Annotated in this window: 11 protein-coding genes; 4 read left to right on the top strand and 7 right to left on the bottom strand. The window is 72.9% G+C overall.

The genetic code is table 11. The features are described from left to right. Positions 1-61: 61 nt before the first annotated feature. Positions 62-1,405 carry a GH1 family beta-glucosidase gene (locus tag ACQP03_RS23560; RefSeq protein ID WP_357128299.1) on the bottom strand — a complete coding sequence of 448 codons (1,344 nt, stop codon included), beginning with the start codon at positions 1,403-1,405 and terminating at the stop codon, positions 62-64. Between the two features lie 839 nt (positions 1,406-2,244). On the opposite strand from ACQP03_RS23560, the gene ACQP03_RS23555 reads away from it, so the two are divergent. After that, positions 2,245-5,151 carry a glycoside hydrolase family 48 protein gene (locus tag ACQP03_RS23555; protein WP_396832303.1) on the top strand — a complete coding sequence of 969 codons (2,907 nt, stop codon included), beginning with the start codon at positions 2,245-2,247 and terminating at the stop codon, positions 5,149-5,151. 485 nt (positions 5,152-5,636) lie between these two features. Next, entirely contained in the window at positions 5,637-6,524 is an 888-nt protein-coding gene (locus ACQP03_RS23550) for a phosphatase PAP2 family protein (protein ID WP_357128604.1), read from the top strand. Between the two features lie 21 nt (positions 6,525-6,545). Here the strand turns inward: ACQP03_RS23550 and ACQP03_RS23545 are convergent, their stop codons facing one another. Further along, positions 6,546-7,409, bottom strand: coding sequence for a DUF1028 domain-containing protein (locus ACQP03_RS23545; RefSeq protein WP_357128302.1), 864 nt, complete (start codon positions 7,407-7,409; stop codon positions 6,546-6,548). Positions 7,410-7,498: 89 nt separating this feature from the next. Next, on the bottom strand, positions 7,499-8,719 hold the full coding sequence (locus ACQP03_RS23540; protein ID WP_357128305.1) for a low temperature requirement protein A: 1,221 nt from the start codon (positions 8,717-8,719) through the stop codon (positions 7,499-7,501). 153 nt (positions 8,720-8,872) lie between these two features. Here ACQP03_RS23540 and ACQP03_RS23535 point away from each other — a divergent pair, with 153 nt between their 5' ends. Together ACQP03_RS23535 and ACQP03_RS23530 are read left to right on the top strand one after the other, a co-directional pair. Next, the gene (locus tag ACQP03_RS23535; protein WP_357128607.1) at positions 8,873-9,856 is read left to right on the top strand and encodes an LLM class F420-dependent oxidoreductase; all 984 of its coding nucleotides are present in this window, start codon (positions 8,873-8,875) and stop codon (positions 9,854-9,856) included. Further along, a complete protein-coding gene (locus tag ACQP03_RS23530; RefSeq protein WP_357128308.1) occupies positions 9,853-10,659 on the top strand; it encodes an SDR family oxidoreductase in 807 nt (268 codons plus the stop codon). The genes ACQP03_RS23535 and ACQP03_RS23530 overlap by 4 nt, the downstream gene beginning before the upstream one ends. A 50-nt stretch (positions 10,660-10,709) precedes the next feature. Here the strand turns inward: ACQP03_RS23530 and ACQP03_RS23525 are convergent, their stop codons facing one another. The 4 genes from ACQP03_RS23525 to ACQP03_RS23510 are packed head-to-tail and all read right to left on the bottom strand — an operon-like array spanning position 10,710 to position 17,892. Then, the gene (locus ACQP03_RS23525) at positions 10,710-13,097 is read right to left on the bottom strand and encodes a transglutaminaseTgpA domain-containing protein (protein ID WP_357392378.1); all 2,388 of its coding nucleotides are present in this window, start codon (positions 13,095-13,097) and stop codon (positions 10,710-10,712) included. Continuing rightward, a complete protein-coding gene (locus ACQP03_RS23520; RefSeq protein ID WP_433458541.1) occupies positions 13,073-14,227 on the bottom strand; it encodes a DUF58 domain-containing protein in 1,155 nt (384 codons plus the stop codon). Before ACQP03_RS23520 ends, ACQP03_RS23525 begins: the two co-directional genes overlap by 25 nt. Before the next feature lie 14 nt (positions 14,228-14,241). Beyond that, positions 14,242-15,237, bottom strand: coding sequence for an AAA family ATPase (locus tag ACQP03_RS23515; protein ID WP_357128317.1), 996 nt, complete (start codon positions 15,235-15,237; stop codon positions 14,242-14,244). Between the two features lie 27 nt (positions 15,238-15,264). Next, positions 15,265-17,892, bottom strand: coding sequence for a fibronectin type III domain-containing protein (locus ACQP03_RS23510; RefSeq protein WP_357128320.1), 2,628 nt, complete (start codon positions 17,890-17,892; stop codon positions 15,265-15,267). Positions 17,893-17,931 lie beyond the last annotated feature (39 nt).

Genomic DNA, 17,931 nt, shown 5'->3' with positions numbered 1-17,931 from the left:
CCGGACGGTCACCGGCTCACCCGAGCCGAGCCGTCCGGGCCCGGCCGTCCGGGCGAGCCGTTCAGAAGCCACCCTCGGTGATGACGGAGCGGTACCAGTGGGCGCTGCGCTTGAGCACGCGCCGTTGGGTCACGTAGTCCACGTAGACCAGGCCCCAACGCTGCTCGTATCCCTCGTCCCATTCGAAGTTGTCGAGCATCGACCAGACATGGAAGCTCTCCAGCGGCACCCCGTCAGCGATGGCGCGGTGCGCGGCGGCCAGGTGGTCGCGCAGGAAGGTGATCCGGCCACTGTCGTCGACGGTGTCGTCCGCGGCCAGGGTGTCGGGGGTGGGCAGACCGTTCTCGGTCACGGTGAGCGGGATCGGGCCGTAGTCGCGGGTGACCCGGGTCAGGATGTCGTACATCCCGTCGGGGTAGATCTGCTGCCAGCCGGCCTCGGAGGTGGGCCAGCGGTGTTCGGTGCTGCCGTCGGCGGCGACGTAGATGGGCGTGTAGTACTGCACGGCCAGCAGGTCGACCGGTGACGAGATCACCGCCAGGTCGCCGTCGCGGATGCCCCGGACCATCCGGCTCTGCGGGCCGAGGTCGGCCAGGACGTCCTGCGGGTAGCTGCCCTTGAGCACCGAGTCGAGGTAGAGGCGGTTCTCGTAGCCGTCGTAGAGGTGCGCGGCGGCGGCGGCCTCGGCGGAGTCGTCGGTGGGGTAGCAGGGGTGCAGGTTGAGCGCGGGGCCGATCCGGGCGGTGCTGTCCGAGGCCCGTAGCGCGCGCACCGCGAGGCCGTGCGCGAGCTGCAGGTGGTGGGCGACGAGGTAGGCGGCCTCCGGGTCCTGTCGACCGGGCGCGTGGTGGCCGGTGAGGTAGCCGTTCTGTACGACGGTCTTGGGCTCGTTGATGGTGAGCCAGACCGGCACCCGGTCGCCGAGGGCGCTGAAGACGGCGTTGGCGTAGTCGGCGAAGCGCAGGGCGGTGTCGCGGGACTCCCAGCCACCGGCGTCCTGCAACGCCTGCGGCAGGTCCCAGTGGAACAGGGTCGCCATCGGGGCGATGCCGCGTTCGTGCAGACCGTCGAGGAGGCGACGGTAGAAGTCGAGCCCACGCTGGTTGGGCGCTCCGCTGCCGTCGGGCTGGATGCGGGGCCAGGAGATGGAGAAGCGGTAGCTGCGCAGACCCAGGTCACGCATCAGGTCGAGGTCTTCGACGTACCGGTGGTAGTGGTCGGCGGCCACGTCGCCGGTGTCGCCGTTGCGGGTACGACCGGGGATGCGGCTGAAGGTGTCCCAGACCGACTCGCCGCGGCCGTCCTCCTTGGCGGCGCCCTCGATCTGGTAGGCAGAGGTGGCCGCGCCCCAACCGAAGTGGCGGGGGAAGCGCAGCGGGCCGGCGGGCCCGGTAGGTATCGACATGGATTCTCCTCGTGGATACGGGGCCCACCGCCCAGATTCGGGAGCGCTCCCAGGATAGGCCAGAAGCGCTCGACCCGGTGAGCCGGCCGTCACGGCGGCCGACGATGGCGGGTCGAGGCGGTTGAGGGCCCCGGACAGCGAACGAGGCCGACCGGGCGGCGCTTCGCGCCTGTCCCGTCGGCCTCTTTTCCCATCGTGTACGGGGGTTTAGTGTGGGGACGGGGGAGGGCAACCCCCGTCCCCACCGTAACTGCACACACACGGGCGGAATTGGGTCCTGCCGTGCGTGTCGCGCGGGAGCCGGGCCACGCGAGTGGCTCTGGTTCCACCTCCCTCCCTGTGGCGGGATGATGGCTGACGGCGGCGTCCGGGCTGGCCCGCCGTCGGCCTTCGGATGGTTCCCCGGGCCCGCCACGAGGACGGTCCCGGCGATCTTCCAGTTGGAACCTTTGTCGATGGAAGCGCTCCCATCGACCGATGTTGCGACTGTAACGCCCGTCACGCCTTTGTGAAAGACCCAAAACGAGATCGAAACAAGTGGGTGAACCAGCTCGCTCCGCGCTTGTTGTGGGAGCGCTTCCATGGCACACTGTCGATTCAACGCGACAGGAGCCAGATCGCGTGGGCGCGGGACCGCCGAGGGCAGCCGGAGCACCACCTCCGGTCACGGCACCCGAGCGAGCCGGCGGGACCCCCTCCCGCGCGGGCCGCATCGCCGCACCCCGGCCGGGCCCGGGGCTACCACCTTCCCGGGCGCCTCGAATCCCCCGCGTACCACCACCTGCGGGCAGGCGCCTCGCCGGGAACCACCCGGCCTGGTCCGAGGAGACACCGCGCACATGAGACATCTGGCACGACGCCGTCGAGTGGCGATCCTCGCCGCCGCCGCGCTCGCCGTCGGCGGGGTGATGCTGCCCGCTGGCGCCGCACAGGCCGCACCGGCCTGCGACGTGGTCTACGCGACCAACGACTGGAACACCGGCTTCACGGCCAACGTGACCATCAAGAACCTGGGCGACCCGATCAGCAACTGGACGCTCAAGTGGACCTTCCCGAACAGCGGACAGCGGGTCACCCAGGGCTGGTCGGCCCGGTACAGCCAGTCCGGCAGCGAGGTCACCGCGACCAACGAGTCGTACAACGGCAACCTCGGCACCGGGGCCTCCACCACCATCGGCTTCAACGGCTCCCACACGGGGAGCAACCCGAAGCCCACCTCGTTCACCCTGAACGGCACCCCCTGCAACGGCACCCCGGCCAACCAGCCGCCGACCGTCTCGCTGAACCTGCCCTCCGGGCCGTTCACCGCGCCTGCCGACGTGCCGCTGACCGCGACCGCCAGTGACCCGGACGGGACGATCAGCAAGGTCGAGTTCTACCGCAACGGCCTGCTCATCAACACCGACACCACCGCGCCGTACTCCTACACGCAGGAGGACCTGCCGGCCGGCAGCTACACCGTGCAGGCCAAGGCGTACGACAACGCCAACGGCATCGGGGTCGCCGAGAAGTCGTTCACCGTCGGCGCCGCCAACGGCCCGACGCTGGTCGCCACGCCGTCCGCGGTGAGCGTCAACGAGGGTGGCACGTCCACCTTCAACCTCAAGCTCAGCGCCGCGCCGACGACCAGTGTGCCGGTCACCCTCACCCCCTCGGGCGACAGCGACATCACGGTCTCGCCGAGCACCGTCACGCTGACCCCCACCAACTGGAACACCGGGGTCACCGTCACGGTCGCCGCGGCCGAGGACACCGACACCGTCGGCGGTAGCGCCACCATCACCGCCGCCGCCACCGGTCTCGCCTCGCTGGCGGTCGCCGCCACCGAGATCGACAACGACACCCCGGGCGGCGACAACGCCTACATCAAGAAGTTCCTCGACCAGTACGGCAAGATCAAGAACTCGGGCTACTTCAGCCCCGAGGGCGTGCCGTACCACTCGGTCGAGACGCTGATCGTCGAGGCGCCCGACTACGGCCACGAGACCACCTCGGAGGCGTTCAGCTTCTGGATCTGGCTGGAGGCCCAGTACGGCCGCGTCACCCAGAACTGGGCGCCGTTCAACAACGCCTGGACGGTGATGGAGAAGTACATCATCCCGTCGCACGCCGACCAGCCCACCGCGGGCTCCGCCGGCACCCCGCAGTACGCCGCGGAGTACAACCTGCCCAGCCAGTACCCGTCAGCCCTGAACCCGAACATCTCGGTCGGGCAGGACCCGCTGCGCTCGGAGCTGCAGTCCACCTACGGCACCGGCGACATCTACGGCATGCACTGGCTGATGGACGTCGACAACACATACGGCTTCGGCCGCTGCGGCGACGGCACCACCAAGCCGGCGTACATCAACACCTTCCAGCGGGGCACCCAGGAGTCGGTGTGGGAGACCATCCCGCAGCCGTCCTGTGACACCTTCAAGCACGGCGGTCAGTACGGCTACCTCGACCTGTTCGTCAAGGACACCGGCGCTCCCGCCAAGCAGTGGAAGTACACCAACGCGCCGGACGCCGACGCCCGTGCGGTGCAGGCCGCCTACTGGGCGCTGACCTGGGCCAAGGCGCAGGGCAAGCAGGCCGACGTCGCCGCCACCGTGGCCAAGGCCGCCAAGATGGGCGACTACCTGCGGTACGCGATGTTCGACAAGTACTTCAAGAAGATCGGCAACTGCGTCGGGGCCAGCACCTGCCCCGCCGGCAGCGGCCGGGACTCGGCGCACTACCTGCTGTCCTGGTACTACGCCTGGGGTGGCGCGTACGACACCAGCCAGAACTGGTCCTGGCGGATCGGCTCCAGCCACAACCACTTCGGCTACCAGAACCCGTTCGCGGCCTGGGCGCTGACGAACACGCCGGAGCTGAAGCCGCAGTCGTCGACCGCGGTCTCCGACTGGACCAAGAGCTTCGACCGGCAGCTGGAGTTCTACACCTGGCTGCAGTCCTCCGAGGGCGGCATCGCCGGCGGCGCGACCAACAGCTGGGACGGTAGCTACGCCCAGCCGCCGGCGGGCACCAGCACCTTCTACGGCATGTTCTACGACGTCGACCCGGTCTACAACGACCCGCCGTCGAACCAGTGGTTCGGCATGCAGGCGTGGTCGATGCAGCGGATCGCCGAGCTGTACCTGCAGACCGGCAACACGAAGGCCAAGGCGCTGCTGGACAAGTGGGTGCCGTGGGCGATCGCCAACACCACGCTCGGCACCAACTGGTCGATCCCGTCGGACATGAAGTGGACCGGCCAGCCGACCACCTGGAACCCGAGCAGCCCGCAGCCCAACACCAACCTGCACGTCGAGGTGATCAGCAAGGGCCAGGACGTCGGCGTCGCCGCCTCCTACGCCCGGATCCTGATCGCGTACGCGGCCAAGTCGGGCAACGCGGCGGCGAAGACCACCGCCAAGGGTCTGCTTGACGCGCTGGACGCCGCCAGTGACTCGAAGGGTGTCTCCACCACCGAGACGCGTGGCGACTACAAGCGCTTCGACGACGTCTACGACGCCTCCAGCGGTCAGGGCCTCTACGTCCCGCCGGGTTGGACCGGGAAGATGCCCAACGGCGACGCCATCTCCGCCGGGAAGAGCTTCCTGGACATCCGGTCGTTCTACAAGAACGACCCGGACTGGCCGAAGGTGCAGGCGTACCTGAACGGTGGCCCGGAGCCCACGTTCAACTACCACCGCTTCTGGGCGCAGGCCGATGTGGCCATGGCGTACGCCGACTACGGGAGCCTTTTCCCGAACGGCTGAGAGCGACCCGGGGTGGGTGGAGTGCCCCGCCCACCCCGGGGTTCGGCCGGGTCCGGGGGAACGACGGGACCCGGCCGGCGGACGGCCTGACACCCACGGTCAGGCCGGGGTGGGCCGGTCATCTGGTCAACGCAGCGGGTCGACCGGCCCACCCCACCGCCCGGACTGAAGACTGCCGCGAAAAAGCCCAGAAATTCCGGCTGTCACGGGATCACACCAAGGACGTTGACGGAGTAACGTACGTCACCGGAGAGGCCGCTCCCCCCGTGGCGGCCTCTCCACTTTTATGCCCGAGCGCGGCCGGTCACCCCGCCGCGGTCGTACGCCGGCCACGCCGACGCCGACGGCGAGCGCCGGGCCGGGCTCGACCTGGCCGGACTCGCGTTCCGGTGTGTCGCTCACCGCCACCTCCTGACCCCCGCCACAACCTGACCGCCAACAGCCGGTGGGCCACCGACCGCCCGGTCCGGTCCGGCCGCTACGGTGTGCGGATGCGCGCGACGGCACGGGGTTGGACCGCGGTCTGGTTGGTCGTACTGGCCCTCGTCCAGGCGGCCGCCTTCCTCGCCGTGTGGCGGGTTGCCGTGCACACCGAGATCGGTCAGTGGGTCGACACGGTGGCCCTCACCGGCAACGAGATCGGTCACGACCGCATCGACGGGCCGGTGGACCGGATCCTGAACGCGATGTCGGTGGTGTCGCTGCTCGCCGCCACCGCGATGATCGGCTTCATCGCGCTCATCCGGGGGCGGATCGCCCTGGCCGTCACCGCGACCCTGCTCATCGCCGGGGCCAACGTCTCCACCCAACTACTCAAGTACGGGCTGAGCCGGCCCGACTTCGGCGTCGACCCGGAGCGGGCCGCGGTGGGCAACAGCCTCCCCAGCGGGCACACCGCGGTGGCCGCGTCGGTGGCGGTCGCGCTGATGCTCGTCCTGCCCCGCAAGGTGCGGGCCGTCGGAGCCTTCGTCGGCGCGCTCTACGCCGCCGTCGCCGGGGTGGCCACCCTCTCCGCCGGTTGGCACCGGCCCAGTGACGCGGTCGCCGCCTATCTGGTGGTGGGTGTCTGGGCGGCGCTGGCCGGGCTGCTCCTGCTGATCACCCAACGGGAGCAGGCCCAGATCGAGCCCGGCGACGCGCACCGCGTCGCCGCCGCCGTGCTCGGTGTCGCCGGAGTGCTCGCCCTGATCGCCTCCGGGCTGGCGCTCACCTGGCTGGTGGATCTGCGCGGGACCGGCCCGGAGGAGTTGGCCCGCCGACCGCTGTTCGCCGGGTACGCGGGCAGCGCCGCCGGCATCGCCGGGACGATGGCGGTGGTCATGGCGTTGGCGCTGACCGTCGTGCACCGGCTGGTACCCCGCGTGAAGGGTTGACCCGGCGAGCGTCCAGTGTGATCAGGCGCCCTGGCGGGGCGCGGGCACGTGCGGGGCGACGCCACGCAGGTGGGTGAGCACCACCGGGTCGATCCGCCCCGGCACCAGGCGCTCCTCCAGATTCTCCAGCCCCGCCCAGGAGACCAGCGCCGCCTCCGGCCCGGCGTCGCCCACCGGGTGACCCAGCGCGGTGAGCAGCGCCGCCACCTCGTCGGCGAGCGCGCCACTCAGGTCGAGCAGGGTCGCCGGGTCGGGCCGGCTGAACAGCATCGTGTGCACGGTCAGCAGCCGACCGAGCTCGGCGACCGGGTCCGGATGGTCGTCCACCCGCAGGTCGACGACCACGTCGCTGGTGCCGCCGTACCCGCCGCCGCGCTCGACCACCAGCAGGCCGGCGCTCTGCCGGCCGCGCCGGTCCCCGCCGGCCTCGTCACCGGCCCGCAGCGCGGCGACCAGCCGCTCGGCGAACGGCAGCGCCGAGGCGCCCTGCCACGTCTCGCCCATCGCGTCGACCACCTCGGGGCCGGCCAGGATGTTGCCCTGCGCGGCCCAGCCGTCGCCGACGCGTCCGCCCGCCCAGGGATGGCAGGCCGGCCCGGTCCAGCTCGCGCCCGGCCCGCTGACGCCCACCACGGCGAGCTGCCGGTGCTGCCGCTCGGGGTCGGCGGCGACCAGGCCGGCCACCACGTCGGCGGCGGGCACCCCGGTGCGCAACAACGCGAGCCCCTGCGGACGATAGGCCAGGTTGACGTGCGCCTGGGTGGCCAGCGCGCCGACCTCTGCCGCGGCCGCCGGCACCAACGCTCCGGCGGCGAGGAACTTGCTGGCCACGACGACGCCGTGGCGGCGGCCGTCGGCGGAGCGGGCGACGAGGGAGAAGGTCACCCGCCGAGACTAGGGCGTGTGTCCGGTTCCTCGGCCGGCCAAGGGCTGTGAGACTCGACCCAACCGACCTGGTCGCGTACACCGGTGCTTCAGAACGGCGTCGCGGCGGCCTCCGGCGGCGCGCCGCGCGCCCGACGGGCGTCCGCGACCGCGACGCCGCCGAGCACGATCGTCCCGGTGGCGGTGGCGACCACCCCCGGCAGGAACAGCAGCGGTACGACCGCCGCCGCGAGCGCTCCGATGGCGATCCACCGGGACGGCGACACCCGCCCGAAGACCTCGTACTCGAAGCGGGCCCGGCCGGCCAGGAACAGCGCGGGTCCGCCGAGCACCATGACCACCCACGGCGCCGGGGCGTGGCCGAGCGGATGCTCGATCACCAGTTCGTAGCCGATCGCCGTCGCGGCCAGACCGATCACCATGATCAGGTGAGTGTCGGCCGCCGAGCGGCCGATGTTGGCGGGGTGGCGGGCCATCTGCACCGCCTCGCCCAGGATCTGCCCGGCGCGTTGCACGTAGATCCGCCACAGCATGATCGACGTGGCCACCGCGAACGCGAACGCCCACAGGTGCCCCGACCCGTACGGACCCTTGCTGTAGGCGAAACCGGCCACCAGGATCGTCTCGCCGAGCGCCACGAGGAAGAACTGCTGGTACCGCTCCGCCAGGTGCTCCCCGGCGATCTCCCACTTCGAGACCGTGGAGCGGCCCAGCCCCGGCACCGGCCAGCCGCACCGCGCGGCCAGGTACTCGGCCGCCAGGGCCACCGACCAGAGCACCACCTGCGTGTTGGTGTCCAGCAGCGCCCCGCTGATCCAGAGCACCCCCGTGACGGCGAACACGACCGCCATGCGCACCTTCAGCCGGCGGTACGGGTGCGGCCCCAACGCGATCGACAGGATCACCGGCCGGGTCACCTGCGCGACCACGTACGCCGTGGCGAACATGAGCGACGTCTCGGAGAACGCCCGGGGAACCGCCACCCCCATCACCATGCTGCTCACGAGCGCGGTCAACACGACGATCTGCAACGGCGCGCGGTACGGGTCGTAGCGGCTGGTCGTCCACGCGGTGCCCTGCCAGACCGACCAGAGCGCCAGCAGCAACAGCAGCGTCTTGCCGCTGCCGGTGATCGCCGCCGCGGCGTGGTCGCGGGCCGGCTCCCGGCTCAGATCCTCGAACGCCCGCGCGGAGATCCGGGTGAGCGCGAAGACGTACACCAGGTCGAAGAAGAGTTCCAGGAACGTCGCCCGGCCGGGCGCGGCCGCCGCCGGGACCGGCTCCAGGTGTCCTGCCGCCCTGGAACCCATGGTCAGCGGCCTGCGCCGGTGCTCCGGTCCACCTCGCAGTGGTAACACCTTCGCGGGCTGGGGCGCGGCGAACCGGCGATTAGGCCCACTAAGGGGATCTTGCTCAGGGGGGCCGTCACCAGGCAGGATCGATCGGTGACGAATCGATGGGGCATGACGGTGCCGTTGGGCGGGATTCCGCTGGCCGAGCACCAGGGGGTCTACGCGACCCTCGAGCGATCCGGGTTCACCGACGTGTGGTCGTCCGAGGTCGCCGGGACTGACGCGTTCACCCCGCTGGCCCTCGCCGCGGCGTGGCAGCCGCAGCTACGGCTGGGCACCGCGATCACCCCGGTCTTCACCCGTGGACCCGGGCTGCTCGCGATGAGCGCGGCGGCGCTGGCCGAGGCGGCACCGGGCCGGTTCGCGCTCGGCATCGGCGCGTCCTCCCCGGTGCTGGTGCGGGACTGGAACGCGGCGCGGTTCGACGAGCCGTTCCGGCGTACCCGGGACGTGCTGCGTTTCCTGCGGGCCGCCCTGCGCGGTGAGACGGTGGACGAGGTCTACGACACCTTCACCGTGCGCCGGTTCACCCTCGAACGCCCGCCCACGGCGCCGCCGCCGATCCTGCTCGCCGCGCTGCGCCCGGGGATGCTCCGGCTGGCCGGCGCCGAGGCCGACGGGGTCATCCTCAACTGGCTCAGCGCCGACGACGTGCCGCGAACCCTGGCCGAGCTGGGCGAGCGCCGGGCCGGCTTCGAGGTCGCCGCGCGGATCTTCGTCTGCCCCACCGAGGACGCCGCGTACGCCCGTACCCTCGGCCGCCGGCTCATCACCAGCTACCTGACGGTCCCGGCGTACGCCGAGTTCCACCGCTGGCTCGGCCGCGACGAAACGCTCGGGCCGATGTGGGCGGCGTGGGCGGCTGGCGACCGCCGCGCGGCCAGCGCGGCCGTGCCCGACGAGGTGGTCGACTCCCTGGTGCTGCACGGCTCACCCGAGCGGTGTCGGGCCCAGGCGCGGCGCTACGCCGAAGCCGGCGTGGACGTGCCGATCCTCGCGCTGCTGCCCACCCCGGAGGTGACCGCCGGGGGTGCCGCCGCGCTGACGACCCTCATCGCCCAACTCGGCGCCGAGCCGGCGGGAGCGTCCGCGTGAACCTGACCGACCGGGTCGTGGTCGTCACCGGAGGCGCCGGTGGCATCGGAACGGCCCTCGCGCGCCGCTTCGCCACCGAGGGCGCCGCCGCCGTGGTCGTCGCCGATCTGGACGCCGAGGCCGCGCGCGCCGTTGCCGAGGGCATTGGCCCGGTGGCGCACGCCGTCGCCGTCGACGTCACCGACGAGACCCAGGTACGGGCGCTCGTCGACGACACCGAACGGCGGTTCGGCCGCATCGACCTGTTCTGCGCCAACGCCGGGGTCACCACCGGCGGGGGAGTGGAGGTCGACGACGCGGGCTGGGACCGGGCGTGGCGGGTCAACGTGCTCGCCCACGTCTACTCGGCCCGTGCCGTGCTGCCCGGCATGCTCGCTCGCGGTGGCGGTCACCTGCTGCACACCTGCTCTGCGGCGGGGGTGCTGACCGCGGTGGGCGACGCCGCGTACACCGCCACGAAACACGCCTCGGTGGGCTTCGCCGAGTGGCTGGCCATCACCTACCGGGACCGGGGCATCCGGGTCAGCGCCCTCTGCCCGCAGGGGGTGGACACCCCGATGCTCGCCGACGGGATCGCCGAGGGGCACCTCGGCGCCCGGGTGATCACCGCCTCCGGCGCGGTGCTCACCCCGGACCAGGTCGCCGACGCGGCGATCGCCGGGCTCGCCGAGGAGCGGTTCCTGATCCTGCCGCACCCGGAGGTCGCCGACTACGCCCGCCGTCGCGCCGAGGACCCCGACGGCTGGCAGGCCGGCATGCGCAAACTCATCCGCCGTCTGACCGCCCGACAGTCTCCGAGTTGATCAAGAGGTTCGCGTCAGAAAGACGTCCACCGATGACGCGAACCTCTTGATCAGCGCCGGAGCCGGCGGGCGCGCCGGAGGCGGCGGGCGCGGCGGAGGGGATCGGGGTGGATGGACCAGAGCAGGCGACGCCACCACGGACGGGCCTCCCGCAACGTCGTCACGTAGGCGGTGGCCACCTCGGCGGCGCGGACCGCCTGGTCGGCCGTCGCGGTGCCCGGGGCGAAGCCCACCTGGTTGAGCAGCGTCGCCAGCTCGTCCACCGCCGGGTCGGTCGTCACCTCCGGTGGCGAACCAGCCGTGCGACGGGCGTCGACGAGGGCCTGCCGGGCGCGTCCGGCCACCTCGGTGGCCGCCAGGTCGTCGCCGACCGGCCGACCGGCCAGCCGCAGCGCGTCGGTCACCTCCCGCCAGGCGCCCGCGATCCGTTGGCCGGGGTCACCCCGCACCAACCGGCCCCGACTCAGCGAGCGGCGCATCGCCAGCAGGGTGAGCAGCAGCACCCCCACCAGCAGCAGCAGCGACCCGCTGCCGCCAGCGACCAGCACCGGCCTGGACACCCCACCGCGCGCCGGCGGCCCGTCACCAGCGGCCACCGGCTCCGGCGACGCGCTCGGCTCCGCGGTGGGCGCGGGCACCTCCGACGGCGGCGGATCCTCGGGCGTGGGGCGGAAGTCCTCCTCCACCGGCCGCGGCTCGTTCTCCGGGCGGGGCAACGGGTCGAACGCCACCCAACCCAGCCCGTCGAACAGCACCTCCGGCCAGGCGTACGCGTCACCCGCCCGCACCGGCCCCTGACCACCCGAGGAGAAACCGACCACCACCCGCGTCGGCAGCCCGGAGAGCCGGCCGAGCACCGCGAACGCCGCCGCGAACTGCTCCGACGTGCCCCGCTGCCCGCCACCGTTGCGCGGGCCGAAGAGGAAGAAGGCCAGGTTCGGGTACGCGTGCCCGCTCGGCGCGTCCGCCACCACCCGGTAGTGCTCGGCCAGGAACTGCTCGATCGCCGCCGCCCGCGCGTACGGGGCGCCGTTCTCCTCGGCGAGCTGGGTCGCCAGCCGGCGCAGCGGATCCGGCACACCGTCCGCGACCCGCAGCACCCGGGCCACCTCCTCGCCGGCGGGCACGTTCGCGGTCGCCAGCAGGTTGTTGTCCGGGCGCTCCCGGACCGACGTCACCTCGTACCGCAGCCCCGGCGTCAACCCCTCCGGCCGGATCAGCGTCCCCGTCGCCGGGTCGTACGCCACCCGCGCGCCGCTGACCTCACGCGGCGTCGCCACTGCCGGGAGTAGCCGCCCCGTCAGCTCGGCCACGGTGATCTGCTGCCGGACGGTCTGCACCGTGCTGTCCCGGGCCGGCTCGCCGGCCGGCAGGATCCGCCCCGCGTTGCGGTACGTCGCGCCGACCCGCCAGGTGATCCCGTCGTAGTCACTGAGCACCGCCAGCCGGATCCGCACCCCGGCCGCCCTCGGCTCGTCCGCGTCGCCGGCCGGAGCGGTGGCGCCCGACGTACTCACGTCGAGGAGCTTCTGTTCCGGGTGCAGCGCCCACCCCGAGATCCGGATCAGCGGGTTCTCGTCGAGCGTCTCGACCTGCGGCGGCTCCACATAGCGGCGCGGGTCGACCGGCCGCCCGTCGACCTGACCGGCGACCACCGGGCCGAGCAGCGCCACCAGCCCGATCACCAGGACGACGCCGAGCGCCGCCGACGCCGCCAGCCGAAGTCGCACGGCCGCCCGTACCCCGGGGGCGAGACCGGCCGCCGGGTCGCCACCGGCCGGTGACGCGCCGGTCGGCACGGCCAGCCCGACCGCCGCGACCGCGACGAACGCCACCGTCGCGCCGATCGCCGGTTCGGCGTTCGGGCCGACCACGTAGAGGGCCGCCGCGTAGAGCCCCGCCGCCGGCAGGTAGCCGAGCAACACCCGGCCGGTGCGCAACGCCACCTCCGCCCCGGCCAGACCGGCGAGCCAGGCCGCCACCACCGGCACCAGCACCGTGTCCGGAGTGGGCTCCACCGGGATCATCGCGGTGAGCAGGCGGGGAATGCCGTTGCGCGCCGCGTCCGCGCTCACCTCGAGCAGGCTGCCCGGCAGGTCGGCGCGGGCCGCGGCCAGGCGCAGCGACCACAGTGTCCACCCGGCCAACGCCACCATCGACACCGGCGCCACCAGCCACGACGGCAGCCGCCGGGCAGCCACGCTGGCCAGCACCGAACCCACCGCCGCGCCGATCACCAGCCGGGTCAGCAGGTCGCCCGCGTACACCCGGCCGAGCACCACCCCGGCGAGCGCGATGAGCGCGATGAGCGCCAGTGGCACGACGGCCGCCCGCAGCGCGCGCACCACCCGCCCCGCCGCGCTCGGGCCGCCCGCAGTCGCCTCCTGCGCCTCGCGCCGCGGCGCGATGCCCGTCACCACCGGCGTACCCCGTCCCACTCGGCGGCGAACTGCGCGCCGTCCACCGCGTCGACCACCACCAGGCCGCCCGTGCCCGCCGGCGTCGGCTCCGCCGCGCCGAACACCCCGACCACCACCGACGGGTACGCGCCGCGCAGCGCACCGACGTGCCCCAGTCCGTCCCGCCCACCGGGGCCGGTCAGGAAGATCAGCGTGTCGCCGAGCCGGTCCTGACGCAGCCGGGTGGTGACGGCGCGCAGGGCGTCGTCGGAGTCGGACAGTTCGGCGGCGGCGAGCCGGTCCAGCGGCCCCACCCCGGCCGGCCCGCCCTCGATCGGCTCCGGGCCGACCAGCAGCAACAGCACCGGCAGGTCCGCGCGGTGCGCGGCGGTGACGACCGACGCCGCCGCCTCGCACGCGGACTCGAACGACTCCGCCACCCCGCCCGTGCGGTGCGGATGCGCGGCCGACCGGTTGTCCAGGAGGACGACCAGACTGGGCAGGCTGGTGTCCACGTTCTCCCGCACCATCAGCTCACCGACGCGGGCGCTCGTGCGCCAGTGCACCCGCCGCAGCTCGTCGCCGACCACGTACTCCCGCAGCGAGTCGAACGTGATCGACCCGTGCGGCACCCCGTCCACCCGACCGTCGAGGCTGCGCCCCGCACCGGTCGGCACCGCCGACAGCGGGTGGATCCGAGGGTGCACCCAGACCGGTGCCGTCTCCCCGTACGGTCGGGCAAGCGCCACCAGACCCAACGGGTCCCGCCGGGTCACCCGCAGCGGACCGACCGCCACCACCCCCCGGCGGTCGGTCGGCACGTCGTAGCGGACCTCGGTGTCCCGACCGGGACGCAGGCGCAGCAGCGGCACCGGCACCGCGCGGCTCCCGCACCGATCCTCGGCCAGCAGGTTCGCCGAGCGCAGCCGGCCGGCGTTGCGGACCGTCAACGTCATGCTCGCCGGTTCGCCGCGCGCCACCCGATCCGGGTCGGCGCGGCGCGCGACCACCAGCCGGGGCCGCCAGGCCGCCGTCAGCGCCGCGTAGCCGACGGCCGCGCCGGCCGCCGCGCCCAGCAACGTCAACTCGGGGTACGCGAACCGGAAACCCGCCCCCAGCAACACGACGGCGGCGACGAGCAGCCCGACCCCTCGGGCGGTGATCCCCATGGCGCTGCTGCCGGTCAGCCCTGCACCGGGGCCGGCTGCCCCGACGGCAGCGGCACCGGCACCGAGGCGATGGCCTGGCGCAGCACCTCCCCGGCGGTCATCCCGCGCACCTGCGCGTCCGGCGTCAGCAGCAGCCGGTGCGCGAACACCGGTTCGGCGAGCGCCTTGAGGTCCTCCGGCATGATCCAGCCCCGCCCGTCGATCAGCGCGTACGAGCACGCCGCCCGCGTCAACGCGATCACACCCCGAGGGCTCACCCCGACCCGTACCTGCGGATGGGTGCGGGTCGCGGCGGCCAGCCGGACCGCGTACGCGTACAGCGGCTCGGCGATGTGCACCCGACGCGCCATCCGGACCATCTCCCCGACGGTCGCCGTATCGGTGATCGGGGCGAGCGCCTCGGGGGAGCGGACCGTCGCGCCGCGCAGCACCTCCACCTCGACCGCCTCGTCCGGGTAGCCGACGGACAGCTTCACCAGGAAACGGTCGAGCTGCGCCTCGGGCAGCCGGTACGTGCCGTCCATCTCCACCGGGTTCTGGGTGGCGACCACCAGGAACGGCGCCGGCACCGGGTGTCGGACCCCGTCCACGGTGACGGTGTGCTCCTCCATCACCTCCAGCAGCGCCGACTGCGTCTTCGGCGACGCCCGGTTGATCTCGTCGGCGATCACGATGTTGGCGAACACCGGCCCCGGGTGGAACTCGAACTCCCTGCTCGCCTGGTTGAAGATCGTCACGCCGGACACGTCCGACGGGAGCAGGTCCGGGGTGAACTGGATGCGCCGCCACTGACCCTGCACCGTCGCGGCGATGGCCCGTGCCAGCGTCGTCTTACCGACCCCCGGCACGTCCTCCAGCAGCACGTGCCCCTGGGCGAACAGCGCCGTCAGCGCCAGCCGGACCACCTGCGGCTTGCCGAGCACCACCGCGTTGACGTTCTCGGCCAGCCGGGCGGCCAGGGCGGCGAAGCCCTGGACCTCCGGTTGGGTTAGCGGCTCGTGGGTGTTCACGGTCGGTGGTGCTCCTCGCCTGGTGGTTCAGCAGGTGGGCAGGACGTTGATGTTGTCGCCGCCTTCCAGGTTGAGCCAGGCCCAGGGGATGTAGTTCTTCCCCTTGTAGTCCACCTGCACCCACCAGGTGCTGCGCTTGTCGTTGTTGTAGATGTACGCGTAGACCTCTTCACCCGACTTCTTGCAGTACGCCTGCAAGCGTTGCCCGTTGGGCACCCAGCCGGCCTGCCGGTCGTTGTCCTGCCGCGGCACCTCGAAGATCTCGTTGCCGTTGCGTTCGCCGGGGATCTCCCGCGTGCAGTAGCTCGCCTCCGGGCCGGACGCGCCGTTGCGGCACGTCGCGATCCCGTACAGCGCCTGGGTGGTCTGCGCCCGCTTGGCGGTGCTACTGCCGGCGGCGTTGGTCGCCGTCACCGTGAACGTGTACGCCGTGCCCGGCGTCAGACCCGACATCGTGATGCTGGAACACGCCCCGGCCTTCGCCGGCTCACCCGACGTGCTCAGCGAGCAGGTGGCCCTGCCGCCGCCCGCGTCCACGGTGAACGTGACGGTCGCTCCCGTCGCCGTCGCCGACGAGCCGGTCACCGTCACCCGGGGCGCCGCGACCGTGCGGGCCGTGGCGGTGGCCTCCGGGCCCGGCCCGGCCTCGTTGACCGCCTTCACCTTCACCGTGACGTTCTGGCCGTTGCCCAGACCGGTGACGGTGGTGCGGGTCTCGGTCACCTCGGTGGTCTTGCCACCGACGTCCACCTGGTACTTCGTCACCGGTCGACCGTTCGCCTCGGCCGGCGACCACTGCACCGTGACCGCGCCCGGCTGGTCGGCGACCGTGCCGGCCTGCAGGTCGAGCGGACGACCCGGCGCCGCGAACGGCACCACCGTGTTGCTGACCGGCGAGGCCGCCGAGCCGGCGCCCTTGTCGTTGACCGCCACGACGGTGAACGCGTACTGCGTCCCGTACTCCAGCTCACCGGCCGGCACCACCAGCTCGGTCTTGGTCGACTCGCCGGCCGGCGCGTTCGTCCCCGCCGACGTGGCCGTCACCGCGTACTTGGCGATCTTGTTGCCCTGGGCGTTCGCGGCCGGCCACTTGACCACCACCGTGCCGTCCGGCCGCTCCTGCGCCGTGATGCTGGCCGGCGGATCGGGCACCGCGGCGGTCGGAGTGACCGGGTTGCTGCTGCGCGGCGGGCCGTCACCCTTGGCGTTCACGGCGTGCACCGCGAACCGGTACGTCTCGCCGTTGGTCAACCCCTTCACCTCGACCGCGCGCTGGTTGGCGCCCACCTCCAGGCGCTGACCGGCGCCCTGCACGACGTACTTGATGATCTCCGCGCCGTTCGCGGCGGCCGGCCGCCAACTCACCCGGGCCTGGGCGTTGCCGGCGGCGGCGGTGACGCTGCGCGGCGCGCTCGGCTTGCTCACCCGGGGCTTCTTCGGCGGAGGCGGCGGCGGGGGCGCCGGCGGCGGGTCACCGCCCAACACGTCATTGGCGTACTTGTCGACCTCGCGCACCTGGTGCTTGTCGTCCACCACCCGAGCCGTCGCCGAGTCGGGCGAGTTGATGAACAGGTGGTTCTCCCGGACCTCCATCTCCAACGGTCCGGTCGCCTTGCCCTTGATGGTGTCGACCAACTGGCCGCCCGCGTCGAAGGAGTAGATGGTGCCGGTGGCCTCGTCGGCGCAGTAGAACCGATCGGCCCACGCCACCGCCGGGCTCAGCCGGTCGCCGCTACCCGGCACCGTGAACGTGCGCTCCTCACCGACGTCCCCCACCACCAGCACCCGCCGCTCGGCCGGCACCGTCACCGGCACCCGCGGCCCCGACGTGCGGGCCGGCAACGCCGCGGGGCCGGGCAGCGTCAACGGCGTCGGGCGCACCTCGCCGCGCTGCACTCGCAGCAGCCGGCCGGCCGTCCGGTCCAGCACCGCCACTCCGTCGTCCAGCGTGGAGACCACCAGATCGTGGCTGGGGTCGGCGACGTCGTACGTCTCGACCCGCTCCGGGCTGAGCCCTCCGCCGGCCGGCGCGGCCGAGGCCGGCGCGGACGGCAGCTTCGCGGCGGTGACCGCCGAGACCGTGCCCTCGCTGGGCACCGCGATCCAGAGCCGGCCCGTACCGTCGAACGCGCCGCCGGTGATGCCCGGCGGATAGCGCACCGGTTCACCCACCGGGCTCAACGAGCGGGGGTCGAGCTGCCGCACGATGCCCTGCACCGCGTCGACGACGAACGCCGCGTCCTCGTGCAGGGCGACGCTCACACCCAGGCCGGGCGTGGTCGGCGTGGTCGCCGTGAGCTGCAACGTGGCCAGGTCCAGTGAACTGATCTGCCCCGTCTGCAGGTCCCGCAGGATCAGCAGCCGGTCGGTCTGAGCGACCTGCATCGGGTGCCGACGGGCACCCGGAATCTCGGTGCGGGTGTCCACCCGGGCCGTCACCCCGTTGACCCGGGCCAGCTCGCTGCGCACCCCGCTCCACAGCCAGGAACTCGCGTCGTAGTTGGCCACCGCGTTGTCCGCCGCGCCCAACCCCAGGACGGTCAGCCCCATGGCCGCCAGCAGCGCGGTGACCGTGCCCACCGTCACGAGCCCGCCTCGCAGTCGGGACCGGGAACGGGGGGCGTCGGTCCGCTCGGCGTCGTCGATGCTGGCCACAGCCGGCTGCCTTCCCTGAGTCGTGGCAGGTGGCGTACG

It is taken from the genome of Micromonospora sp. CA-248212 (assembly GCF_050948405.1).
Classification (GTDB): domain Bacteria; phylum Actinomycetota; class Actinomycetes; order Mycobacteriales; family Micromonosporaceae; genus Micromonospora.
The sequence above is the reverse complement of the archived record's forward strand: the minus strand, read 5'-3'. Positions and strand labels throughout refer to the sequence as shown.